At 66.1% G+C, this 19,446-nt stretch carries 18 protein-coding genes; 6 read left to right on the top strand and 12 right to left on the bottom strand.

Features of this window, described 5'->3' with window-relative positions; translation table 11 throughout:
- Positions 1 to 2 precede the first annotated feature (2 nt).
- The gene (locus tag VIG90_RS14420) at positions 3 to 275 is read right to left on the bottom strand and encodes a succinate dehydrogenase assembly factor 2 (RefSeq protein WP_331594217.1); all 273 of its coding nucleotides are present in this window, start codon (positions 273 to 275) and stop codon (positions 3 to 5) included.
- Positions 276 to 346: 71 nt separating this feature from the next.
- Between VIG90_RS14420 and recG the strand changes: the two genes are divergently transcribed.
- Positions 347 to 2,413 carry an ATP-dependent DNA helicase RecG gene (gene recG / locus VIG90_RS14415; RefSeq protein ID WP_331594226.1) on the top strand — a complete coding sequence of 689 codons (2,067 nt, stop codon included), beginning with the start codon at positions 347 to 349 and terminating at the stop codon, positions 2,411 to 2,413.
- 315 nt (positions 2,414 to 2,728) lie between these two features.
- Here the strand turns inward: recG and VIG90_RS14410 are convergent, their stop codons facing one another.
- The 5 genes from VIG90_RS14410 to VIG90_RS14390 all read right to left on the bottom strand — a co-directional run bounded on the left by VIG90_RS14410 (position 2,729) and on the right by VIG90_RS14390 (position 8,532).
- A complete protein-coding gene (locus tag VIG90_RS14410; protein WP_331594216.1) occupies positions 2,729 to 3,418 on the bottom strand; it encodes a DUF502 domain-containing protein in 690 nt (229 codons plus the stop codon).
- Between the two features lie 8 nt (positions 3,419 to 3,426).
- The gene (locus VIG90_RS14405; RefSeq protein ID WP_331594215.1) at positions 3,427 to 4,578 is read right to left on the bottom strand and encodes an N-acetyltransferase; all 1,152 of its coding nucleotides are present in this window, start codon (positions 4,576 to 4,578) and stop codon (positions 3,427 to 3,429) included.
- An 88-nt stretch (positions 4,579 to 4,666) separates the two neighbouring features.
- The gene (locus VIG90_RS14400; RefSeq protein ID WP_331594214.1) at positions 4,667 to 6,223 is read right to left on the bottom strand and encodes a lipopolysaccharide biosynthesis protein; all 1,557 of its coding nucleotides are present in this window, start codon (positions 6,221 to 6,223) and stop codon (positions 4,667 to 4,669) included.
- Positions 6,220 to 7,314 carry an LPS export ABC transporter permease LptG gene (gene lptG / locus VIG90_RS14395; RefSeq protein ID WP_331594213.1) on the bottom strand — a complete coding sequence of 365 codons (1,095 nt, stop codon included), beginning with the start codon at positions 7,312 to 7,314 and terminating at the stop codon, positions 6,220 to 6,222. The genes VIG90_RS14400 and lptG overlap by 4 nt, the downstream gene beginning before the upstream one ends.
- A 12-nt stretch (positions 7,315 to 7,326) precedes the next feature.
- Positions 7,327 to 8,532, bottom strand: coding sequence for an LptF/LptG family permease (locus VIG90_RS14390; protein WP_331594212.1), 1,206 nt, complete (start codon positions 8,530 to 8,532; stop codon positions 7,327 to 7,329).
- 97 nt (positions 8,533 to 8,629) lie between these two features.
- Between VIG90_RS14390 and VIG90_RS14385 the strand changes: the two genes are divergently transcribed.
- From VIG90_RS14385 to VIG90_RS14375, 3 genes are all read left to right on the top strand, one after another.
- Positions 8,630 to 9,163, top strand: coding sequence for a DUF2141 domain-containing protein (locus VIG90_RS14385; RefSeq protein WP_331594211.1), 534 nt, complete (start codon positions 8,630 to 8,632; stop codon positions 9,161 to 9,163).
- A gap of 3 nt (positions 9,164 to 9,166) precedes the next feature.
- A complete protein-coding gene (locus VIG90_RS14380) occupies positions 9,167 to 10,138 on the top strand; it encodes a diacylglycerol/lipid kinase family protein (RefSeq protein WP_331594210.1) in 972 nt (323 codons plus the stop codon).
- A 114-nt stretch (positions 10,139 to 10,252) separates the two neighbouring features.
- Positions 10,253 to 11,227: a hypothetical protein gene (locus VIG90_RS14375; RefSeq protein WP_331594209.1), complete on the top strand. Its 975-nt coding sequence runs from the start codon at positions 10,253 to 10,255 to the stop codon at positions 11,225 to 11,227.
- A 261-nt stretch (positions 11,228 to 11,488) separates the two neighbouring features.
- Here VIG90_RS14375 and spt read toward each other — a convergent pair whose 3' ends face one another.
- The 4 genes from spt to VIG90_RS14355 all read right to left on the bottom strand — a co-directional run bounded on the left by spt (position 11,489) and on the right by VIG90_RS14355 (position 15,843).
- A complete protein-coding gene (spt, locus tag VIG90_RS14370; protein ID WP_331594208.1) occupies positions 11,489 to 12,727 on the bottom strand; it encodes a serine palmitoyltransferase in 1,239 nt (412 codons plus the stop codon).
- Positions 12,720 to 12,977: an acyl carrier protein gene (locus VIG90_RS14365; RefSeq protein WP_331594207.1), complete on the bottom strand. Its 258-nt coding sequence runs from the start codon at positions 12,975 to 12,977 to the stop codon at positions 12,720 to 12,722. The genes spt and VIG90_RS14365 overlap by 8 nt, the downstream gene beginning before the upstream one ends.
- Before the next feature lie 116 nt (positions 12,978 to 13,093).
- Entirely contained in the window at positions 13,094 to 14,053 is a 960-nt protein-coding gene (locus VIG90_RS14360; RefSeq protein ID WP_331594206.1) for an NAD-dependent epimerase/dehydratase family protein, read from the bottom strand.
- 23 nt (positions 14,054 to 14,076) lie between these two features.
- The gene (locus tag VIG90_RS14355; RefSeq protein ID WP_331594225.1) at positions 14,077 to 15,843 is read right to left on the bottom strand and encodes a fatty acyl-AMP ligase; all 1,767 of its coding nucleotides are present in this window, start codon (positions 15,841 to 15,843) and stop codon (positions 14,077 to 14,079) included.
- A 266-nt stretch (positions 15,844 to 16,109) separates the two neighbouring features.
- On the opposite strand from VIG90_RS14355, the gene VIG90_RS14350 reads away from it, so the two are divergent.
- Positions 16,110 to 16,646, top strand: a complete 537-nt coding sequence (locus tag VIG90_RS14350) for a regulatory protein RecX (RefSeq protein WP_331594205.1) — start codon at positions 16,110 to 16,112, stop codon at positions 16,644 to 16,646.
- Positions 16,647 to 16,759: 113 nt separating this feature from the next.
- Positions 16,760 to 17,056: a DUF1330 domain-containing protein gene (locus VIG90_RS14345; RefSeq protein WP_331594204.1), complete on the top strand. Its 297-nt coding sequence runs from the start codon at positions 16,760 to 16,762 to the stop codon at positions 17,054 to 17,056.
- On the opposite strand, the gene VIG90_RS14340 is transcribed toward VIG90_RS14345, so the two are convergent.
- Positions 17,037 to 18,668: a molybdopterin-binding/glycosyltransferase family 2 protein gene (locus tag VIG90_RS14340; protein ID WP_331594203.1), complete on the bottom strand. Its 1,632-nt coding sequence runs from the start codon at positions 18,666 to 18,668 to the stop codon at positions 17,037 to 17,039. The genes VIG90_RS14345 and VIG90_RS14340 overlap by 20 nt on opposite strands.
- Positions 18,668 to 19,446 (bottom strand): XdhC family protein (locus VIG90_RS14335; RefSeq protein ID WP_331594202.1); only part of this gene is annotated, 779 nt, incomplete at its 5' end. The genes VIG90_RS14335 and VIG90_RS14340, both read right to left, overlap by 1 nt.

Below are 19,446 nucleotides of genomic sequence, written 5' to 3'. Positions count from 1 at the left end.
GCTCAATTGTTTACCGGCATGTAATCAAGGCGGCGCATGGCATCCATGATCGGGCCTTCATACTGGGCCGGCGGCGGCTGGCGGCCGATCATCCAAGCCATGATGTCCACGTCGTTCTCTTCCAGGAAACGCTCGAACCACATCACGTCCTCCAGCGACATGGAGGCAAGATTGGCCTGCACGAAGCTGCCGATCATGATATCGGCTTCCTTGGTCCCCCGGTGATTGGCGCGGAAGAGCAGCCGGCGTTTGCGGGCTTCAAGATCCGAAGTCATGTTCTGTCATCCTGTGTATAGAGCGGGGGCGCACCTTAGGCTAAGGTGTGCCGAGTTTGAAGCCTGAGACAATGCGCCCGGATAGTCTTTTTCCTCTCTTTGCCCCAGCCACCACGCTCAAAGGCGTTGGAGCCGCGCTGGCGAAGCAACTGAACCGCATCAAGCTGGACAGGGTGGTCGATCTGATCTTCCACCTGCCTGTTGACGTTGTGGAACGGCCGCTGTGGCCGAGCCTGCGGTATGCGCGCGAGGGCACCACCGGCACCGTTGCCGTGACCGTGGCCGATCATGTTCAGGGTGGGCCGCGCAGCCCTGTGCGTGTTCTTTGTCATGATTCAGAGGGAGAAACGCTTACGCTCGTGTTCTTCTCCACTTACGGCAACACGTTGTCCAAGCGTCTGCCCGTGGGAAGCGAGCGGCTGGTCTCCGGCAAGCTGGAGCGGTTCGGGGCCATGATGCAGATGGTCCACCCGGATTACATCGTGGAGGCCGACCAGTTCGCCCAGATCCCGGCGCGCGAGCCCGTCTATGGCCTGACCGAGGGCGTCACCAACAAGCGCATGCGCACCTGCGTGCAGGCCGCGCTGGAGAAGACGCCCGTCCTGCCGGAGTGGATCGACCCCGAGCTGGCCCAGCGCCGCAGCTGGCCCGCCTGGCGGGACGCGCTCACCGAAATCCACGCGGGCGAGGGCACCTATGAGGGGCGCGAGCGGCTGGCGTACGATGAGATGTTCGCCAACCAGCTGGCCCTTGCCCTGCTGCGCGGCCGCACCCGCAAGCGCCGGACCGAACCCCTCGTGGGCGATGGCCGTCTCGTCAGCCAGGTGCTGGCCCAGCTCCCGTTCCAGCCGACCGGCGCGCAGGCCCGCGCGTTCGAGGACGTGCGCCGCGATCTGGCCAGCCCCGAGCCCATGCTGCGCCTGCTTCAGGGCGATGTCGGCTCGGGCAAGACGCTCGTCGCGCTCATCGCCATGCTGGACGCCGCCGAATGCGGGGCGCAGTCCGCCTTGCTCGCGCCCACCGAAATCCTGGCCCGCCAGCACTTCGCCACGCTGACCAAGCTGATCGGGGACGTGCCCGTGCGCATCGCCCTCCTGACCGGGCGGGAGAAGGGGAAGGGCCGCGCGGCGCTCCTCGAAAAGCTGGCCGCGGGCGAGATCGACATTCTCGTCGGCACCCACGCCATCTTTCAGGAAGACGTGCACTACCACAACCTGCGCTTCACGGTGATCGACGAGCAGCACCGCTTCGGCGTCCACCAGCGCCTCATGCTCACCCAGAAGGCCCCGGTTCCGGCGCACCTGCTCGCCATGACCGCAACGCCGATCCCGCGCACGCTCACCCTCACGCTCTACGGCGAGATGGATGTGTCCAAGCTGGACGAGCGCCCGCCCGGACGCCAGCCCATCGACACCCGCGTCATCTCGCTCGACCGTCTGGAGGACGTGTACGCCGGTCTTGCCCGCGCCATCTCGACCGGCGCGCAGGCTTACTGGGTCTGCCCGCTGGTGGAAGAATCGGAGAAGGTGGACCTTGCCGCCGCCGAGGCGAGGGCGGCCGACCTGCAGCAGCGCTTCGGCTCCGCCATCGGCCTCGTCCACGGCAAGATGAAGGGCGCGGAGAAGGATGCCGTCATGGCGGCCTTCCAGTCCGGCGAGATCAAGGTGCTCGTTGCCACCACCGTCATCGAAGTCGGTGTCGACGTGCCCAACGCCACCCTCATCATCATCGAGCAGGCCGAGCGCTTCGGCCTTGCCCAGCTGCACCAGCTGCGCGGCCGCGTCGGTCGCGGCTCCGGCAAGTCCACCTGCCTCTTGCTGCGCGGCACCAACGTGGGCGAGACCGCACGCGCCCGCCTCGCCATGATGCGCGAAACCGATGACGGCTTCCGCATCGCCGAGGAGGACCTGCGCCTGCGCGGCGCGGGTGAAATCCTGGGGTCCCGCCAGTCCGGCTTCCCGGACTTCAAGCTCGCCGATCCCATGATCCACGGTGATCTGCTGGAAGTCGCAAGGGATGACGCCCGCGTTCTCTCCATGAAGGACCCCGCGCTCACATCGCCCCGAGGCGAGGCTGCCCGCACGCTGCTCTATCTCATGGAGCGCGACGTTGCCGCCGGGCTGCTGCGGTCCGGTTAAAAGACTGGCGGCGAGGGATGCAAGCGCGGGCTGGGCAAGCACGCCCAGCACCAGCGCAATCATGTAAATCAGAAAGCTCTTCATCCTCGCCCCCATCCTGCATCGGTTTGCAAACAACGCACTGGAACAGGGACGCGAGACCAACCGCCTCAGGCACTACACTGCCAAGGCTCATCCCTTGTCTCACAGGGGTTTTGCAATGTCAATAGGTTTTTAACGATACCACCCGTCAGCCTGTCGGCTCACCGGCAAGACCGGGTGCGGCCCGATAAAACGCAAGGGGGTGTGGGGGTCACAGACCCCCACGAGAAAACCCTACTTGATCCCCTTGGCCTTCGCCTTGTCGCCTTGCCCGGCGATGCCGAAGGAGACGACCAGCTTCACGCCTTCCTCCACGCTCATGTCGAGCGTGCGCAGGCGGCTGCGGGGCTGGAACACCACGAACCCGGCATAGAGGTTGGGGGCGGTCGGCACATACACGCTCACCACCTCGTCAGACTGGTCGCAGCCAAGGTCGCGGCGCACGTGGTCGGCCACGTCCTTGGGCGCGACGGCGGAGACGAAGCCGGTCACCCAGCGGCCCGCGCCGGGGTATTCAATCAGCACCACCTCGCGGAAGGACATGCCGCCGGGGCCGATGACCGTCTCGAACACCTGCTTCACCGGGCGGTAGATGGCGCGGATCACCGGCGTGTGGTTGAGCAGGTATTCCCACATCCTCAGCAGCCAGGTGCCGATGACGTTGGCGGTGACGGCGCCCAGCAGGGTGAGGCCGACGACGACCACGACCACGCCGACGCCCGGCACGCCGATGCGGGCGACCTCGGGCGGCAGCAGGGGGGTGATCAGCTCATCGATCGCGCCGATGACGGTGGTCAGCAGGTACAGCGTGATCAGCACCGGCGCGGCAACGACGATGCCGGTCAGGAAGTAGGCCCGCAGGGACTGGCGAACGGTCTTGCGCGGCGTCGTCTCGGAGGCCGCCGGGGAGGTGTTTTCGTCCATTTTCAGCGTCAGACCAGAGGCTTGCTGTAGATGCGGTACGTTTTGTAAATGAAGCAGCCAATGTTCTCGAGGATATTCCGCATCGGCAGATTGTCCTCCAGAATCCACGAAAGCTCGCCCCGGTTGGAGAACACGCCCACCGCATCGCGGCGAATGTGCTCGATCAGCATCATCGCCATCAGCGCGCCGTTGCGGCTGGCCTGCAATTCCTTGCGCACGCCCATGAGCGGTACGCGAACGCGCTGGGTGAACGGCTTGCGCAGCCGCCACAGCAGCTTGGCCCAGCCGAACGGGAACAGGCGGCCGTCAAGGTCGCGCTGCAGCTCGTTCAGGTCCGGCAGGGTCAGCATGAAGGCGGCGGGCTTGCCCTCGAACTCGCAGATGCGCACCAGATCCGGCTTCACCAGCGGCTTCATCTTCTTGGCGGCGTAGGCGATCTCGGCCTCGGTCAGCGGGATGTAGCCCCAGTTGTCGGACCAGGCATCGTTCAGGATTTCCAGCACCAGCCGCACTTCCTGCTCGAAGCGGGACGGGTCGGCCTTGCGGATGCGAATGCGCGGGTTCTTGTCGCCCGCCGCCACGATGCGCTGGATCCGCTCCGGGAAGCCCGTCGTGATGTCCAGGTCGTAGGCGTAGAGGTCCTTCACCTTGGCGTAGCCCTGACCCTCCACCAGCCCGGCGTAGTAGGGCAGGTGGTGCGGGGTCATCAGCAGCGGCGGATGCTCGAAGCCGTCAACCAGCAGGCCCGGCTCGTCCCAGATGGAGAGGCTGAACGGGCCCATGGCCTCGGTCATGCCGCCCGCCTTCAGCCAACTTTCGGCGGTCTCCAGCAGTCTGGCGGCAATCTCGGGGTCGTCTTCGCACTCGAACATGCCCCACTGGCCGATGCCTTGCCCCATGTGCTGCTGCACCAGTTCATCGATCTGGGCGGAGATGCGGCCCACCGGCTTGCCGTCGCGCAGCGCCAGCCAGTAGCGCGCCTTGGCGTGGCCGAAGTAGGGGTTGGACTTCTCCGAGAGCAGGCCCTTCACCTCGCCGATGAGCGGCGGCACCCACTGCGGATCGTTCCTGTAGAGCGCCCAGGGCAGACGGACGAAAGCGTCAAGATCGGCTTTGGTCTCAACCGGGCGGATCTCGATGGTCGTGGCAGTGGTCAGCACGCGGGCAACTCCTGAAAGGCCGTTCCGAGTCTCGATGGGCCATCACTATGGCGGATTTTGGGCCTGCAACGAATGGCCGCAAGGCGTCCTACACCTTGATGCGCATCCACTTGGCAAAGCGGCCGAGCGCGGCCCGGTCCGGCTGGCACAGGCCGAACCGCAGGGAAAGCCAGAAGCTTGCCGCGAACATGACCACCGCCACCACCGCGCCCGCAGCTTCCGACCACTGGCTCACCGCCGCCTCGCTCGTCAGCACCAGCAGGGCCGCCAGCGCGCTGACGAAGAAGGTGCGCCAGAACGGCGGCTGGAACGGATGCAGCCGGTGCGACCAGTGGAGTTGCAGCAGGGAGAGCAGGGCCACCACGTTCAGCGAGACCGCCACCGAGATCGCCATGCCCACCGCGCCGAACGTCGGGGTCAGCACCAGCGCCAGCGTGATCCAGCTGACGAGGCCGATGCCGCTGTTCCACAGCAACAGCCGCCGCTGGCCGATCACTTCCATGATGGCGGAGCTGGGGCCGAGCAGCGCCTCGACGGTGCGGCCGACCGAGAGGATGACCACCAGTGCCAGCGCCGCCCGCGCCTCGGGCGCGAACAGCAGCAGGATCTCCTGCGACAGGCCGATGACCGCCGCCATCAGCGGCAGGATCCCAGCCATGGCAAGACGAGTGGAGAAGCCATAGAGCGGGGCGACGGACGCGGCATCGACGGCCGCCTTCTGGGCCGAGGCCAGCGGGGCCATCACGTAGCCGAAGCTCAGCTTCACCATCTGCATGATGCTGGCCACCTTGCGGGCGATGCCGTAGAGCGCCGCCGCCGTTGCGCCCTGCACGCCGGGCAGCAGCAGGTTGAGCAGAATGGGCGGCAGGTCGGAATAGCAGCGCTTCAGGATGTTGCCGGGCAGCACCGCCAGGCCATAGGTCAGCATGTCCGGCACCATGCCCGTCGGCACGCGGGCGCGCAGCACCAGCTTCAGGTCATAGTATTTGCCGAGCAGGCGCAGGGACAGGGCGGAGATGAACAGCAGCGAGGCGAGGTGAGCCACCACCAGCCCGAGGCTTTGCAGGCCAAGCCCGAAGCATAGGAACGCAAAGACGAGGCGGCTGGCCTGCTCGTAGAATACCTTGAGGCGGATCTCCGGCCCGAAGGCGCGCCGCGCCCGCATGGCTGATCCCGCCACCTCCATGAAGGTCCACAGCGGCAGCGCCCAGGCGAACAGGCCGATGGCCAGCGCCAGCGTTTCCTGATCCTTGGGCGCGGCATTCACCACCTTCGCCAGCCATGGCGCAGCGATGGACCCCAGCGCCGCCAGCGGCACGGTGGTCGCGAGGATGACCAGTATGGCCACCTTCACCGCGGCGTGGGCTTCCTCTTCGTTCCGGGCCTGCGGCACCACGCGCTGCAGCACGCTGGTCATGGCCAGATCGACGATGTTGGAGACGATGTTCACCGCCGCCCACAGCACGGTGTAGACGCCGTAGGTCGCAACCGAGAACAGCCAGGTGTAGGCGGGCTGGCTGATGAGTTCGATCACCGCGCCGAAGCGGGCAAGCAGCGCCGTCGCCGCGCCGCGCGCAACCTCGCCCTCGGTGACGGGCTTTCGCTCGATGTCCGCGGGTTCGTCTTGCAGGGTGGGGGCGGTCATTCCTCGGTCCGGAACAGAACGCTCTCGCCGATGCAGAAGAACAGCAGCGGCGCCGCCCAGGCGGCAAGGAACGGCGGCACGGTGCCGAACTGGCCCATGGCCAGCATGAAGTTATCCGCCACGAAGTAGCTGAACCCCAGCGCCATGCCAATGACGATGCGCACGAACAGTTTGCCCGAGCGCACCACGCCGAAGGCGCACACCGCCGCCAGCAGCGGCATCAGCACCGAGGAGAAGGGGCCGGAGATCTTGTGGTAGAGCGAGGCCTCCAGGCTCTCGACCGGACGGCCGCTTTCGGCCAGGTCCCTGATGGCCTGCCGCAGGCGGCTGTACGAAACGGTCGCCGGGTCCACCGACACGGCCATGAAGCGGTCGGTCTGCACGTTGGTGTTCCACGCCATGGTGGGCTGGGTCGTTGCCGGCGCGCCGTTCGGGCCGTAGACGCGCACGCCGTGCAGCGTCCACGCGCCATCGCTGTACACGGCGCGCTCGGCAGTCGTGATCTGGGTCAGGCGGTTGCCTTCCTGGCGTTCGTAGAGTTCAAAGTCGGGCAGGATCAGCTGCCCCTTGCTCTGAATGGCCTCCCGGGCGTGGATGATGGTCGCGCCGTCCGCCACCCATATGTCCTGTCCCTCGGGCAGTTCTTCCTCAGAGCGCGGCGCATAGTCCACGCGCTCCCACGCCTGAAGCTCGGCGGTGGACCGCACCACCACCGTCTCGTTGAAGGTGAAGTGGGCGATGCCGATCAGCGCCGCCGCCCCCAGCAGCGGGGCCAGCACCTGATGGGCCGAAATGCCCGAGGCCCGCATCACCACCACTTCGCTGTTCTGGTTCAGCGTCGCCAGCGTCACCAGCGTGCCCAGCAGCACCGAGAACGGCAGGAACTGCGAGATCAGCTGGGGCAGGCGCAGGCTCACGTAATGCAGCAGCGCGGGGTAGCCGTTGCCCTGAACCGACAGGATCTTGTCCGATTCCGACAGCAGATCCAGCGTCTGCAGGATCATCACGAGGCCGATCATGAAAGCCAGCACCCGGACGATGAACATCTGCCCGAGGTAACGCGTCAAGGTGAGTGAAGGGAACAGCCGCATGTATCCTGCCCGTTAGTGAGCGAGTTTCCGCCGGCGGCGGAAGAGAGCAATCAGGCGCTTCAGCAGTTTGGACGTCTTGTCGCCGATGCGGATCAGGCGTCCGATCGGCGGCTCTCCAACCTTGTAGGCCACCTGCCGGAACAGCCAGACGCTGTAAAGGGCGAAGAGCGTGTAAGGCACCCACTGGGCCACGGCCGCATGAACCACACCGTCGCCGCTGATCTTCTCGCAAAATTCCGATATCTCGTTGTAAACGACCAGAATGACGATTCCGGCGAACACGCCGATCGCGGATGTGCTGCGCTTGGGCGGAATGGCCATGGCCATCGCCAGGAACGGGATGACGAACAGCACCGCCGCCTGCACCAGCCGGCGGTGGAAGTTGGCGTTGGCCTCCAGCTTCGCCTCGGGCGTCATGGTGGTGTTGCCCTGCGTGATCACCAGCTCCGGCAGCGTCATCTCCAGATACTCGTTGCCCCGGGCGCGGAACGCCTCGAACTCCGGCAGGTCCACCGGCAGGTCGTGCTGGTCGAACTGGAGAATGCGCTGGGTGTTCCCCTTGGCGTCGCGGTGAACCAGCTCGCCGTTGAACAGGCGGAACAGCACGATATTCGGATCGTCCGTCGCCAGGAAGGTGCCCTGGGCGGCCGAAGCGGTCAGGATGGCATTGTGCTTGTCCACGGCATGCACGAAAATGCCCGAAAGCACCCGGCCGCCTTCGCGGGATTCCTCGATGCGCAGCGTCAGTTTCTTGCCCAGATGGGCAAAGTCGCCCACCTTGATGCTGGCCCCCAGCGCGCCCGAGCGCAGCTCGAAGCGCAACCCTTCGTAGGCATAGCGGCTGTACGGCTGGATGAAGCCCACCAGCCACAGCGTCACCACGGCCAGCAGCGTGGCGTAGAGGAACGGCATTCTCAGAAGCCGCAGGTGCGAAACGCCTGAGGAGATGACGGCATCCATCTCGCTGCCCGTCGCCAGCTTGCGGAAGGCGAGGGTAGTGCCCAGCAGCAGCCCGATAGGGATGCCGAGCGCCAGATACTGCGGAATGAGGTTGCCCAGCATCTGCCAGACGACCGTCACCGGCCCGCCTTCATCCATGACGAAGGTGAACAGCCGCAACATCTTGTCGAGCAGCAGCAGCAGCGCTGACACCACCAGGGTCGCAAGGAGCGGAACCAGGATCAGGCGCGAGATGTAACGGTCAAGGCGGTTGATCATCGCGGTATTGTCGCCGATTGGTCAAACTTTGGCCGCGAACGACCCTCACAGAGAATAGTTGTGGGCTGGGTATAGCCCGCCAAAGGGAAGAGGTCACATGAAAAATCGCAGCCTGAGGATGCTCGTCTCCGCTCTGGCCTTGCTGGTGCTACCAGCAGCAGTTGCGCAGGCCGCCCCGGCGCAGTCTGGCATGCAAGGCCCGTATGCCGCGAACTGCGAGGCCGGTGCGTCCGCTCCGGCCCTGCTGCTGACCGTGACCGGTTTCAAGGATCATGTGGGGCAGGTGCGCGTGAAGGTGTTCCGCGGGGTAGAGGATGATTTCCTGAAATCCGGCAAACACTTGGTGAAGTTCGATGTGCCCGTTCCGGCCAGCGGTGACCTGACCGTCTGCGTGCCGCTGCCGGGCAAGCATCCCACCTACGCCGTCTCCATTCTCCATGACCGCGACCTTGACGGTAAGACCGACCTGTGGAGCGACGGCTTCGGCGTGTCCAACAATCCCAAGCTCAAGCTGGCCAAGCCGTCCGCCAGCCAGGTGGCGTTCAAGCCGCCGGCCTCGGTCGGCGTCATGAAAATTGTTCTGAATTATGTCTCCGGCCTCAGTGTGAAGCCGATTCGGGAGGCTGAGTAGTCCATGTCACTGGTTGCACTGTTAACCAATCCATTATCGACCAGAAACAAGGACCTGTTGCCTCGCGTCCGTGAATTCGTTGCGTCGCGTCCGAATATCTTCCACGTCGAGCTGAGCGACATCAACGAGATCCCGGAGGCGCTGAAGGTCATCGCGTCCTGCAAGCCGGTAGTGCTGGTCATCAACGGCGGGGACGGCACCGTTCAGGCCACCCTGACCGAGCTGTACCACGCCCGCCCGTTCGGTGACGACCTGCCGCCGGTCGCGGTGCTGCCCAACGGCAAGACCAACCTCATCGCCGCCGATCTCGGCGCGGAAGGCGACCCGCTCAAGGCACTGGACCGCATCGTCGAGATCGCGGGCGGAGACGTCTCCGCCCACGTGGTGAAGCGTCGCCTCATCGCCCTGTCGGACGGACGCGGCAACCGACCCGTGCTCGGCATGTTCCTGGGCGGGGCAGGGCTGCTCAGCGCGCTGCTGTTCTGCCGGAACAAGATCTATCCGCTCGGCCTGTCCAACAAGATCTCCCACGTTCTGGCCGCCATCGCGACCCTCACCGGCGTGCTCATCGGGGGCAAGTCGTCCTTTTCCCCGGTGCGATCCGAGCCGCTCAAGGTCACGGTGGAGGGCGTCGGCACCTATGAAGGGCGCTTCTTCGTCCTCCTCGTCACGACGCTGGAGAAGCTGCTACTCGGCATCCGCCCGAAGGAAGCCGCCACCGGCGGCGCGCTCAAGCTGATGTGCCTGGAGCAGAACCGCATGAGCATCCTGCGCACGGCCGTCTCCATGCTGCTGATGCGCAAGGAAAAGGTCGAGGACACCCCCGGCCTGCATCTGGACGGCTCCTCGGAAATCCGCATCGAAGGCCGCGATCCGGCCGTGCTGCTGGATGGCGAGATCTACAAGGCCGCCCCCGGCCGCCCGATCGTCCTCACCCAGACCGCACCGCAGCCGTTCCTGTCTCTGGCGGCGTAAGAGAAGGATATCTGCCAGGGGGGGCTATAGCCCCCTTGGAATCCCCTATAATTTACAAGGGACGCGCATAGCATCCGTCACGGCGCGCACCTCAATTCAGCTGGCAGACGAGCAATGACCGGCACGGCCGTAAAAGAACATCTCCCGTCGGAGGCGCTAACGGACCTCGTCGCCGCGCAACTGGCAACGCCTGCGCATCCCGTGGTTTCCGCCTTCGCCGGGCGTGTGGCGCAGCGCTACGGCGCGGCCGCCGAGGCCGTGCTGTTCTACGGCTCGGCCCTGCGCACCGGAGACCTCTCCGGCACGCTGCTCGATTTCTACGTGCTGGTGGACGGCTACCGCCACGCCTATGGCAGCACCGGCCTTGCCATCGCCAACCGCCTCATTCCGCCCAACGTCTTCTATGCGGAAGAGACAATCGAGGGCGTGACCTACCGCGCCAAGTACGCCGTGCTCAGTACAGCGCACTTCTGCCAGCTCGCCAGCCCGGCGTGCTTCAACGTCTCGGTGTGGGCGCGCTTTGCTCAGCCATCCATGCTCGTCTGGGTGCGGGAAGGGCGGCCTGACCTGATCCGAACCGTCGCCAACGCCGTCGCTCAGGCCCCGGCAACCTTGCTGCGCGCCGCTCGACCCATGCTGCCCGCCAGCTCTACGATCCGCGATCTCTGGGTTGCCGCCTTTGCGCTCACCTACGGCTCCGAACTGCGCGCCGAGAAGAAGGGCAAGGGCCTGGAGCTCTTCGACCTCGCGCCGGACTACTACCTCGCCATCACCGCGCCCGCGCTCCGTGCCGCCGGCATCCCGGCCACCGTGGCGGGAGATCAAGTGCAGCTTCCCACCGCCACCGGCACCCAGCGCCTCATCGGCAGCGTCGCCTGGTCGCTGCGCAGTCTGCAAGGCAAGCTGCTCTCCGCGCTCCGCCTCATCAAGGCCACCGCCACCTTCACCGGCGGCATCGACTACCTCGCGTGGAAGATCACCCGCCACTCCGGCGTCACCGTCGAGATCAAGCCATGGCACCGCCGCCACCCCATCATCGGCGGCCTGTTCCTGTTCCGGGACCTCAAGCGCAAGGGCGCGATCCGGTAGGGTTTCTGGGTTTTCTCTGTAAGGCTTTATGTTTGCAGGGGTCTCGGACCCCTGCACCCCATTCGTTTTGCTGGATGCGTTTCCAGCGTTCTGCCGAACTACGGCTCGTTGAGAATGACACGACCGCGCCCGAGAAACGAAGGGGAGGTGCAGGAGGGTTAAGACCCTCCTAAGGAAATCATAAAAATTTCATCCGCCACAAATACTTAGGGCGGAGTCTCTCGACCCCGCCCCAAGCAGTTCCAGAACCAGAGGGTCCGTTTACGCGGCCGTCAGCGGCACGTTCACGAATTCCTGGTGCAGCGGGTAGCCGGCAGCGCCGGCCGCGGCGGCGAAGCGCTCCACGATGGTCTTGACCTGTTCCGGCTTGTGCTCGGCGCAGAGCGACATACGGATGAGGTAGAGGCCGTGCGGGGTTGCGGGCGGGCGTGCCATGTTCACATAGACGCCGTTTGCCAGGAGGGTTGCCCACAGCTTCACGGTGGTGTCCTGATCCGGGCAGATCACGGCGATGATGGCGCTTTCCGCTTCCTTGGTGCCGAGCTGGAAGCCTGCTTCCTTGAGGCCGGTGTGCAGGGCGCGGCTGTTGTCCATCAGCTGCTTGCGGCGGTCGGCTTGCGCGGCGATGAGCTCGATGGCCTTGCGCGCAGTGGCGACGACCGACGGCGGCAGCGAGGCCGTGAACACGTACGGGCGGCAGACGACGCGCAGGATGTCGAACTTCGGGTGGTTGGAGACCACGAAGCCACCGATGGTGCCGACGGACTTGGAGAAGGTGCCGACGACGAAATCCACCTGATCCTCAACGCCTGCAGCTTCCACCACGCCGCGGCCCTTTTCGCCGAAGAAGCCCATGGAGTGGGCCTCGTCGTCGAGGATCGTGGCGTCGTGCGCCTTGGCGACGGCGACCAGTTCCTTCATGCGGGCGATGTCGCCCAGCATGGAATAGACGCCTTCCAGCACCACCAGCTTGCCGGCTTCCTTGGGCAGGCGGCGCAGGCGCTTGTCCAGGTCTTCGGGCGAGTTGTGCTTGAAACGCACCACATCGGCGTTGCCGAGCATGCAGCCGTCATAGATGGAGGCGTGGCTGTCGGCGTCGATGACGATGTAGTCGCCCTTGCCGACGAGCGTCGAGCACATGCCCAGGTTCGCCTGATAACCGGTGGAGAACACCATGGCGTGCTGGGTGCCGTAGAAGTCGGCCAGCGTCTGCTCCAGCGCCTTGTGACCGGCGTAGGTGCCGTTCAGCACGCGGCTGCCGGTGGTGCCGGAACCGAATTCGGCCAGCGCGTCCTGACCGGCCTTTACGACTTCCGGATGGAAGGTCAGGCCCATGTAGTTGTAAGTGCCCACCAGAATGGTGTGCTTGCCGTTGATGATCGCCTCGGTCGGGGAGACCACCTTTTCCATCACCACGCGGAACGGGTCCGGCAGGCCGGTGGCGTTCAGCGCGGCGCGCTCCGCGATCAGCGAATCAAACTTGGCGAGCAGGTCAGCCATTGGCGCGGTCCTTCAGGATCTTCTCGACCGCCGAGGCCACATGTCCCACCGTTTCCAGATCCGGCAGCATGTTCAGCGGCAGGGTGATGTCGAATTCGTCTTCAATCGCCGCCACCAGGTCCATCACGGTCAGCGAGTCGAATTCCAGGTCATTGGCGAACGACGTATCCGGGGTCACGGCGATGCCCTTCTTGTTGAAGGAGCCGATCAGACGGACGAGAACTTCGTAGATTTCTTGGTGCGACAGCATAAACGACGACCTAATTGTATGACTTGCTCACCCCAATGCTCCGACAATATGGTCAAAGCGGGGCATGGGCAGGGCATCTCCTGCGGATTGGCAGCCTCAATAGCGGCAACTTGGCGTTATAGCCAGCCTTCTGCCCTGTACCAGCGCGCTGTGCTCGCCAGTCCGTCCTCCGCCGAGATGGCGGGTTGCCAGCCTGTCAGCCGGTTCAACGTGTCGTCCTGCGTGGTCCAGTCCGGGTGCAGCAGCTCGCGCACCTTGCCCGGCGTCACCATGGGGACGCGGCCGAGGAACGGGGCCAGCACCGCATTGGCCTGACCCGCGCCGCGCAGCAGAATGCCCGGCACCGGCACCAGCATCACCCGCTTGCCCAGCGTCGCGCCGATGCGCTTGTAGAGGTCCGCCAGCAGGTAGCCGCCGGGCTGGCCGTCATGCACTTCGGCCACGTGGCCGTGCAGGGCCTCGTCCGCCTCAAGGCTGGCGATCAGCGCCGCGCTCAGGTCGTTCACATGAATGAGGGAAGCGCGGGCTCGTGCGTTGGGCAGGGGCGCAAGACCCAGCTTGGTCGCCTGAAACAGGCTGAGGGTTTCCCGGTCGCCGGGGCCGTAGACGGCGGGCGGGCGCACCATGGCCCAGACGCCCTCGGCGTTGGCGCGCACGGCTTCCTCCGCCTCGCGCTTGCTCCAGGCGTAGTCGGAGAGGTCAGGTTCCCGCGCGGCCAGCGATGACACATGAATGTACCGCTCCACGCCACCGTTGCGGCAGGCGGCCAGCACCTGCTCGGTGCCGACGATGTTGGCGCGGGCGAAGTCGTCCCGGTTGCGGCCCTTGATGGCTCCGGCCACGTGAATGCAGGCGCTGGCTCCGCGCATCAGTTCGGCGAGGGACCGGCCGTCCTCAAGGCTGCCCGGCACCCAGGTGATGCCGGAGTCCAGTATCTTCTGAGGGCGGCGGGTCAGCGCGCGCACGTCCCAGCCTTGTTTGCTGAGCTGGCGGATCAGGTGCGCGCCCACGAAACCGGTCGCGCCGGTCACGGCAACGACCTTGGAGTCGCCGTTCACGGCAACGGGCCGGTTCATGGTCGGGCTCTGGCCGGTCCCGCTCAAGCTGCGACGCTGAGCGGGACGATCTGGCCGGAGAGGTACAGCTGGCGCGCCTTGGAGCGGCTCAGCTTGCCCGAGGAGGTACGCGGCAGGCTGCGCGGCGGCACCAGCTCAACGATGCAGTTCATGCCGGTGATCTGGCGGACCTTGGCGCGGATTTCCTCACGCAGGCGGATGCGCTCGGCCGGGTCGGAGACGCGGCACTGCACCAGCACGGCGGGGCGTTCCTCACCGTTCGGCTCGGTCACGGCAAAGGCCGCGATGTCGCCGTTCTTGAAGCCCGGCAGCTGCTCCACGGCCCACTCGATGTCCTGCGGCCAATGGTTCTTGCCGTTGATGATGATCATGTCCTTGGCGCGGCCGATGATATACAGCGAGCCGTCCAGCAGGTAGCCCATGTCACCGGTGTCGAGCCAGCCGTCCTCGCTGAGGCAGGCGGCGGTGGCTTCCGGATCGCGGAAGTAGCCCTTCATGATGGAGGGGCCCTTTACCAGGACGCGGCCGATGGCGCGCTCCGCCAGAACATTGTCGTCCTCGTCGCGAATCTCGATGACGTGATCCGGCAGCGGCTTGCCGCAGTTGACGATGGCGCGGTAGCGCACCGGCTGGCGCGTGTCGCGCGGAGCCGCATCGCCTTCGCCCGAGAGCATGCGCTCATCCACCAGATCGGTCACGATGCCTTGGCCCACCGGCATGAAGCTGATGGCAACCGTGGCTTCGGCAAGGCCGTAGCTCGGCATGAACGCGCCGGCCTTGAAGCCGGCCGGGGCAAAGGCGTCGATGAATGCCTGCATCACGTCCGGGCGGATCATGTCACCGCCGTTGCCCGCCACGCGCCAGCGCGACAGGTCGAACTTCTCGGCAACATCAGACGGCGCACGGCGCGTAGTGATATCGTAGCCGAACGTCGGGCTGTAAGAGATCGTGGTCCCTTCATTCTCCGAGATCAGCTTCAGCCACGTCAGCGGGCGGCGAACGAACTCGTCCGTCGGGATGAGGTCGGTCGAGACCTGGCTGGTCAGCGTGGCGAGGAAGCAGCCCACCAGACCCATGTCGTGATAGAACGGCAGCCAGGAAATGCAGCGGTCGGTCGGCTGCACGCGGGTGCCGTGGTAGGCCTGACCCATGCAGTTCGCCAGCATGGCGCGGTGAGTCACCTCAACGCCGTGCGGGAAGCGGGTGCTGCCCGAGGAATACTGCAGGTACGCCACATCGTCCGGGTGCGCCTTCGGCAGTTCGCCTTCGGCTTCCGGCAGGGCGGCGAAATCGTCCCAGTCGCCCACGAACACGGCGCCAAGGCCGTCCGCGGCCTCGCGGATCAGGTCGATGAGGCCCGGCGGGGCCAGCACCACCTTGGGTTCGCTGCTGGAAAGCTGGTTGCGGATCTGCTGCACATAGCCTTCGCGGCCACCGAACGAGGTCGGCAGCGGCACCGGCAGGCCGGTCGCATAGGCGCACGCGCTGAAGGCGATCATGAAGGCCGAGGAGGTCTCGGCGATCAGCGCCACGCGGTCGCCGCGTTCAACACCCAGTTTCACCAACCGGCGTGCATGGCTGACTGCGCCTTCGCGCAGGGCCGCATACGGAAGCACTTCCTTCAGGTCGCCGCGCGCTGTGTAAACATTGAAGCCGCGCACGCCCTGGGCTGCATAGTCCAGCGCCTCCGTGAAGGTTTCAAAGTCCGCAAAGCGCCGGGGCAGGGTGTCTTCCGTCGGCGTTGGTGCCAACGTGGCCGTGCGCGCAGGCGCGGCCGGGTGCCCGTTCAATTGATCCGACACCACGTTCACGATGTCGGCATTGAGTTGCTGCGAAGTCGAATTCAGCAACGCTGCGCTCCCGTCTCTCTAAAATCGACACGGCCCAACGCAATCCGGCGGGCGGTGTCACAACACTGTCACTCAGCATGGACTTTTGCCTGCCAGTCGCGTTCAAAATCCGGCCCGACTGTGGCAGGATCAAGGCGATTGACCCCTGTGGTCTTTCCTATGAAGTGTCTCACGAAATGTCTCAAGCCCCTTTGAATGCAACACGTTTGAAAGATTTGGCGCTGCATTACGTCTCCCGCTACGCCACGACGCGCCACAAGCTCGCCACTTACTTGCGCCGAAAGGTCCGCGAAAAGGGGTGGGAAGGCGCGGCTGAGCCGGAGGAAAATGCGGATGATATGGCCTCGCAAAGCCCGGAATCCGCCATTTCCCAAATTCTCGAACTCGTCGACCGCCTCGGCGCGGTGAATGACGGCCTGTTCGCGGAGGGGCGCACCCGCGCACTCAGCCGGCGCGGCATGGGCGCGAACCGCATCCGGCAGGCGCTGGCCGGTGCAGGCATCGAGCGGGGTGTGGCAGATGAGGCACTGTCTGACATGGATGCGCTTGAGGCCGCCGTCGCCTTCCTGCGCCGCCGCCGCTGGGGTCCGTTTGGAGAGGGGGCCCCCCATGATCCTGACGGCCGACGCAAGGCCTTCGCCGCCATGATGCGCGCCGGGCACGCGCCTGACCTGTCCGGCAAGCTGCTCCGACTCTCCTCCGAGGAGGAGTTGGAGCAACTCCGGGCGGAGCGGGGCGGCTGAGCCGGTCACCACCATCCTGACTGCGATGATGCCATGGCCCCCCATGGTTCCTGCCCACCTTCGAGTTCCGTGGCGTACAATTGCGGCGGACAAGTCAACAAGGGGGGAGAACCATGACGGCCTATATGATCCTGACGCGGGAGCAGCCGGTTCGTGATGAAGCGGAAATGGCCGAATACGCCCGCAAAAACCGTGAGAATGCACCCGTACTCGGCAAGACCATGGTGCCGCTTGCCGTCTATGGCCGCATCGAGGCGCTGGAGGGGGGTGCGCCGGACGGCGTCGTGATCCTGAAGTTCGAGACCCTGGACGCCGCAAGGGCCTGGTATGACAGCCCCGAGTATCAGGACGCCCTCCCGCACCGCCTGCGCGGGGCGGATTACCGCGCCATCATCGTGGAAGGCTTGTGATCGGCCGCCGCTCCAGCAGCGCCTGCGCCGCCTCGGGCGTGTCCACATCCAGCAGCACACCGGGCGAGGAGATGTCCACTTGCCTCACATGGTCCTGAAGCTCTGCCAGCAGGTGCTTTGCGCCCGCGTCTCCGCTCAGGGCCTTCAGTCGGGCGAAGTGCTCGCGGCCCCACAGTACCGGGTTGCCGCGCCGCCCGCCGTGCACCGGCACGCATATGGAAGCCTTCAGGCCGGGCTCGAACGCCGCCGCCAGCGCCTTTAGCGTCTCGGCCGTTACCTCCGGCATGTCGCCAAGGCAGACCAGCGCGCCTGCCCAGGTCTCGGGCACCGCACCAATCCCGGCCCGGAGAGATGTGCTCAGCCCCTCGGCGAAATCCGGGTTGTGCACGAAGCGAACCGGCTCGCCTTTCAGGGCGTCACGCACCCGGTCGGCCTCGCAGCCGGTCACGACCACCGGAGGCGGTAGCCCTGCGTCCCGCACTGCGCGCGCCACGTGTGCCAGGATCGTTCGCCCGTCCACCTCGATCAGCAGCTTGTTGACCGGCCCCATGCGGCGAGACTGCCCGGCCGCCAGAATGATCGCACCGACTGGCCCGCGCTCTTTTCCTGCAACATCCGTATTGAGGCGCGGGGTCGGGCGCTCGGGAATCTCGTCGATCAGGCCGCCCACGCCCATGCGGGCGATGATGCCGCTGTTCACCGGCAGTCCGGCCACCAGCCGCTCCAGCACCATGTCGAGCCCGTTGTGCTTGGGAGATCGCGCGCAGCCCGGCAGGCCGATAACCGGGCGGCCTTGCAGCCGGGCGAGACACAGCAGGTTGCCAGGGTCCACCGGCATGCCCAGTCGCTCCACCTGTCCACCCGCCGCCGTCACCGCCGCCGGGATCACGTCGCGCCGGTCGGCAATGGCCGAGGCTCCGACGATCAGAACCATGTCCTCACCCGCCGCCGCCAGTGCATCTGCCAGCAGGGCCGTATCGTGCGGAATGACCTCGGCGCGGTTCACGCTCAGGCCAAGGCGCGCCAGCCGCGCCGCTGTCACCCGCTCGGTCTTTGCGAAGAGGTCGTCCGCCTGTCCCGCCAGCCGGGTCTGAATCAGCGCGACAGTCATCGCCCGGAACGGCGCAAGCCGTAGGTTGACCGCACCGGCCGCCTCCAGCGCCGCTCCCACCGTGCCGCGCGGCACCGCATAGGGAATGATCTTGAGCGTGGCCACCACATCGCCCGCCTGTACCCGGGCCTCGGGCGGCAGGGTCGCCAGCGTGATCGCCTCGTCCAGCAGGTTGAGCCGGTGAACGGCCTCCGCCTCGAATGTTACAACGCCGGCCCGGTCTGCATAGAGGTTGCACCGGCCCGTCGCTGCCCGGCCGATGCGCAGGTGTTCGTGCCCTCCGGCCATCCGCTCGGCCAGCAGGCGTGCGGCCTCATCCTCCGGCAGGTCGTTCGCATCCGGCTGCGCCACTACAATGTCCGCCAGCCCGGCTGCCTCCAGCCGCGCGCAGTCCTCTGCCGTCAGCACCGTGCCCTTGCGTAGCCGCGCGCCGCTGACGCTGATGCTGTGCGCCAGCACCGCGCCCACCGCCTGGCGGGGAGGAACCGGGCCAAACCGCATCAGCTCTCTCCCATGCGAAGCGCGGCCGTCATCTGCGCGGCAATGGAAACCGCAATCTCGGCCGGTGTCTTTGCGCCGATCGAAAGCCCGGCCGGGCCGTGGATGCGGGCCAGCTGTTCATCGTCAAAGCCCTGCGCCTTCAGCCGCTCCAGCCGCGCCCCATGGGTTTTCCGGGAGCCGAGCGCTGCAATATAGAAGGCGGGTGATGCCAGCGCCGTTGAGAGCGCCGGGTCGTCCAGCTTGGGGTCGTGCGTCAGGGTGATGACGGCGGAGCGGCTATCCGGCTTCCAGGCCTGCAGCGCCTCGTCCGGCCACAGGGGGGAGACGTCAAGTCCGTGAAAGCGCCCGCTTGCAAACGCCCCGCGCGGATCGATCACGAACGGCGCATAGCCCATCGCCTCGACCAGCGGCACCAGCGCCTGCGCGATATGAACCGCGCCCACGATCGCCACCCTGAGCGGCGGGTCGTAGCTGTTGATATAAAGCCCGTCGCCGGCTTGCGCGCCAGTAACTGCTTCCGCAACCGCTTCGCTGCCTCCATCGTCGAGGCGGGTGCGAACCGTCACCCCGCGTCTGGCCCGTCGCTCGTCCAGGATTTGATGCAGCAGGGCAGGGCTGAAGTGCTGCGCGTCCACGGGCTGCACCAGCACGGAGATCCTGCCCCCGCAGGCCAATCCCACCTGCCACGCTTCGCTGTTGCTGACGCCGTAGTCCAGCCGCACCGCCCGGTTCTGCGCCAGCGCTTCCTGCGCGTTGACGATCACGTCACCCTCCACGC

The sequence above is a fragment of the Pedomonas sp. genome (assembly GCF_036515995.1).
Taxonomy (GTDB): Bacteria; Pseudomonadota; Alphaproteobacteria; order Sphingomonadales; family Sphingomonadaceae; genus Pedomonas.
Note: the sequence above shows the minus strand (reverse complement) of the source record. Positions and strands in the feature narration are given on the sequence as shown.

Coding starts and splice junctions, on each gene's coding strand:
- VIG90_RS14420 (WP_331594217.1), bottom strand. CDS start 275: ATGACTTCGGATCTTGAAGCCCGCAAACGCCGGCTGCTCTTCCGCGCC.
- recG (WP_331594226.1), top strand. CDS start 347: ATGCGCCCGGATAGTCTTTTTCCTCTCTTTGCCCCAGCCACCACGCTC.
- VIG90_RS14410 (WP_331594216.1), bottom strand. CDS start 3,418: ATGGACGAAAACACCTCCCCGGCGGCCTCCGAGACGACGCCGCGCAAG.
- VIG90_RS14400 (WP_331594214.1), bottom strand. CDS start 6,223: ATGACCGCCCCCACCCTGCAAGACGAACCCGCGGACATCGAGCGAAAG.
- lptG (WP_331594213.1), bottom strand. CDS start 7,314: ATGCGGCTGTTCCCTTCACTCACCTTGACGCGTTACCTCGGGCAGATG.
- VIG90_RS14390 (WP_331594212.1), bottom strand. CDS start 8,532: ATGATCAACCGCCTTGACCGTTACATCTCGCGCCTGATCCTGGTTCCG.
- VIG90_RS14385 (WP_331594211.1), top strand. CDS start 8,630: ATGAAAAATCGCAGCCTGAGGATGCTCGTCTCCGCTCTGGCCTTGCTG.
- VIG90_RS14380 (WP_331594210.1), top strand. CDS start 9,167: ATGTCACTGGTTGCACTGTTAACCAATCCATTATCGACCAGAAACAAG.
- VIG90_RS14375 (WP_331594209.1), top strand. CDS start 10,253: ATGACCGGCACGGCCGTAAAAGAACATCTCCCGTCGGAGGCGCTAACG.
- spt (WP_331594208.1), bottom strand. CDS start 12,727: ATGGCTGACCTGCTCGCCAAGTTTGATTCGCTGATCGCGGAGCGCGCC.
- VIG90_RS14365 (WP_331594207.1), bottom strand. CDS start 12,977: ATGCTGTCGCACCAAGAAATCTACGAAGTTCTCGTCCGTCTGATCGGC.
- VIG90_RS14360 (WP_331594206.1), bottom strand. CDS start 14,053: ATGAACCGGCCCGTTGCCGTGAACGGCGACTCCAAGGTCGTTGCCGTG.
- VIG90_RS14345 (WP_331594204.1), top strand. CDS start 16,760: ATGACGGCCTATATGATCCTGACGCGGGAGCAGCCGGTTCGTGATGAA.
- VIG90_RS14340 (WP_331594203.1), bottom strand. CDS start 18,668: ATGCGGTTTGGCCCGGTTCCTCCCCGCCAGGCGGTGGGCGCGGTGCTG.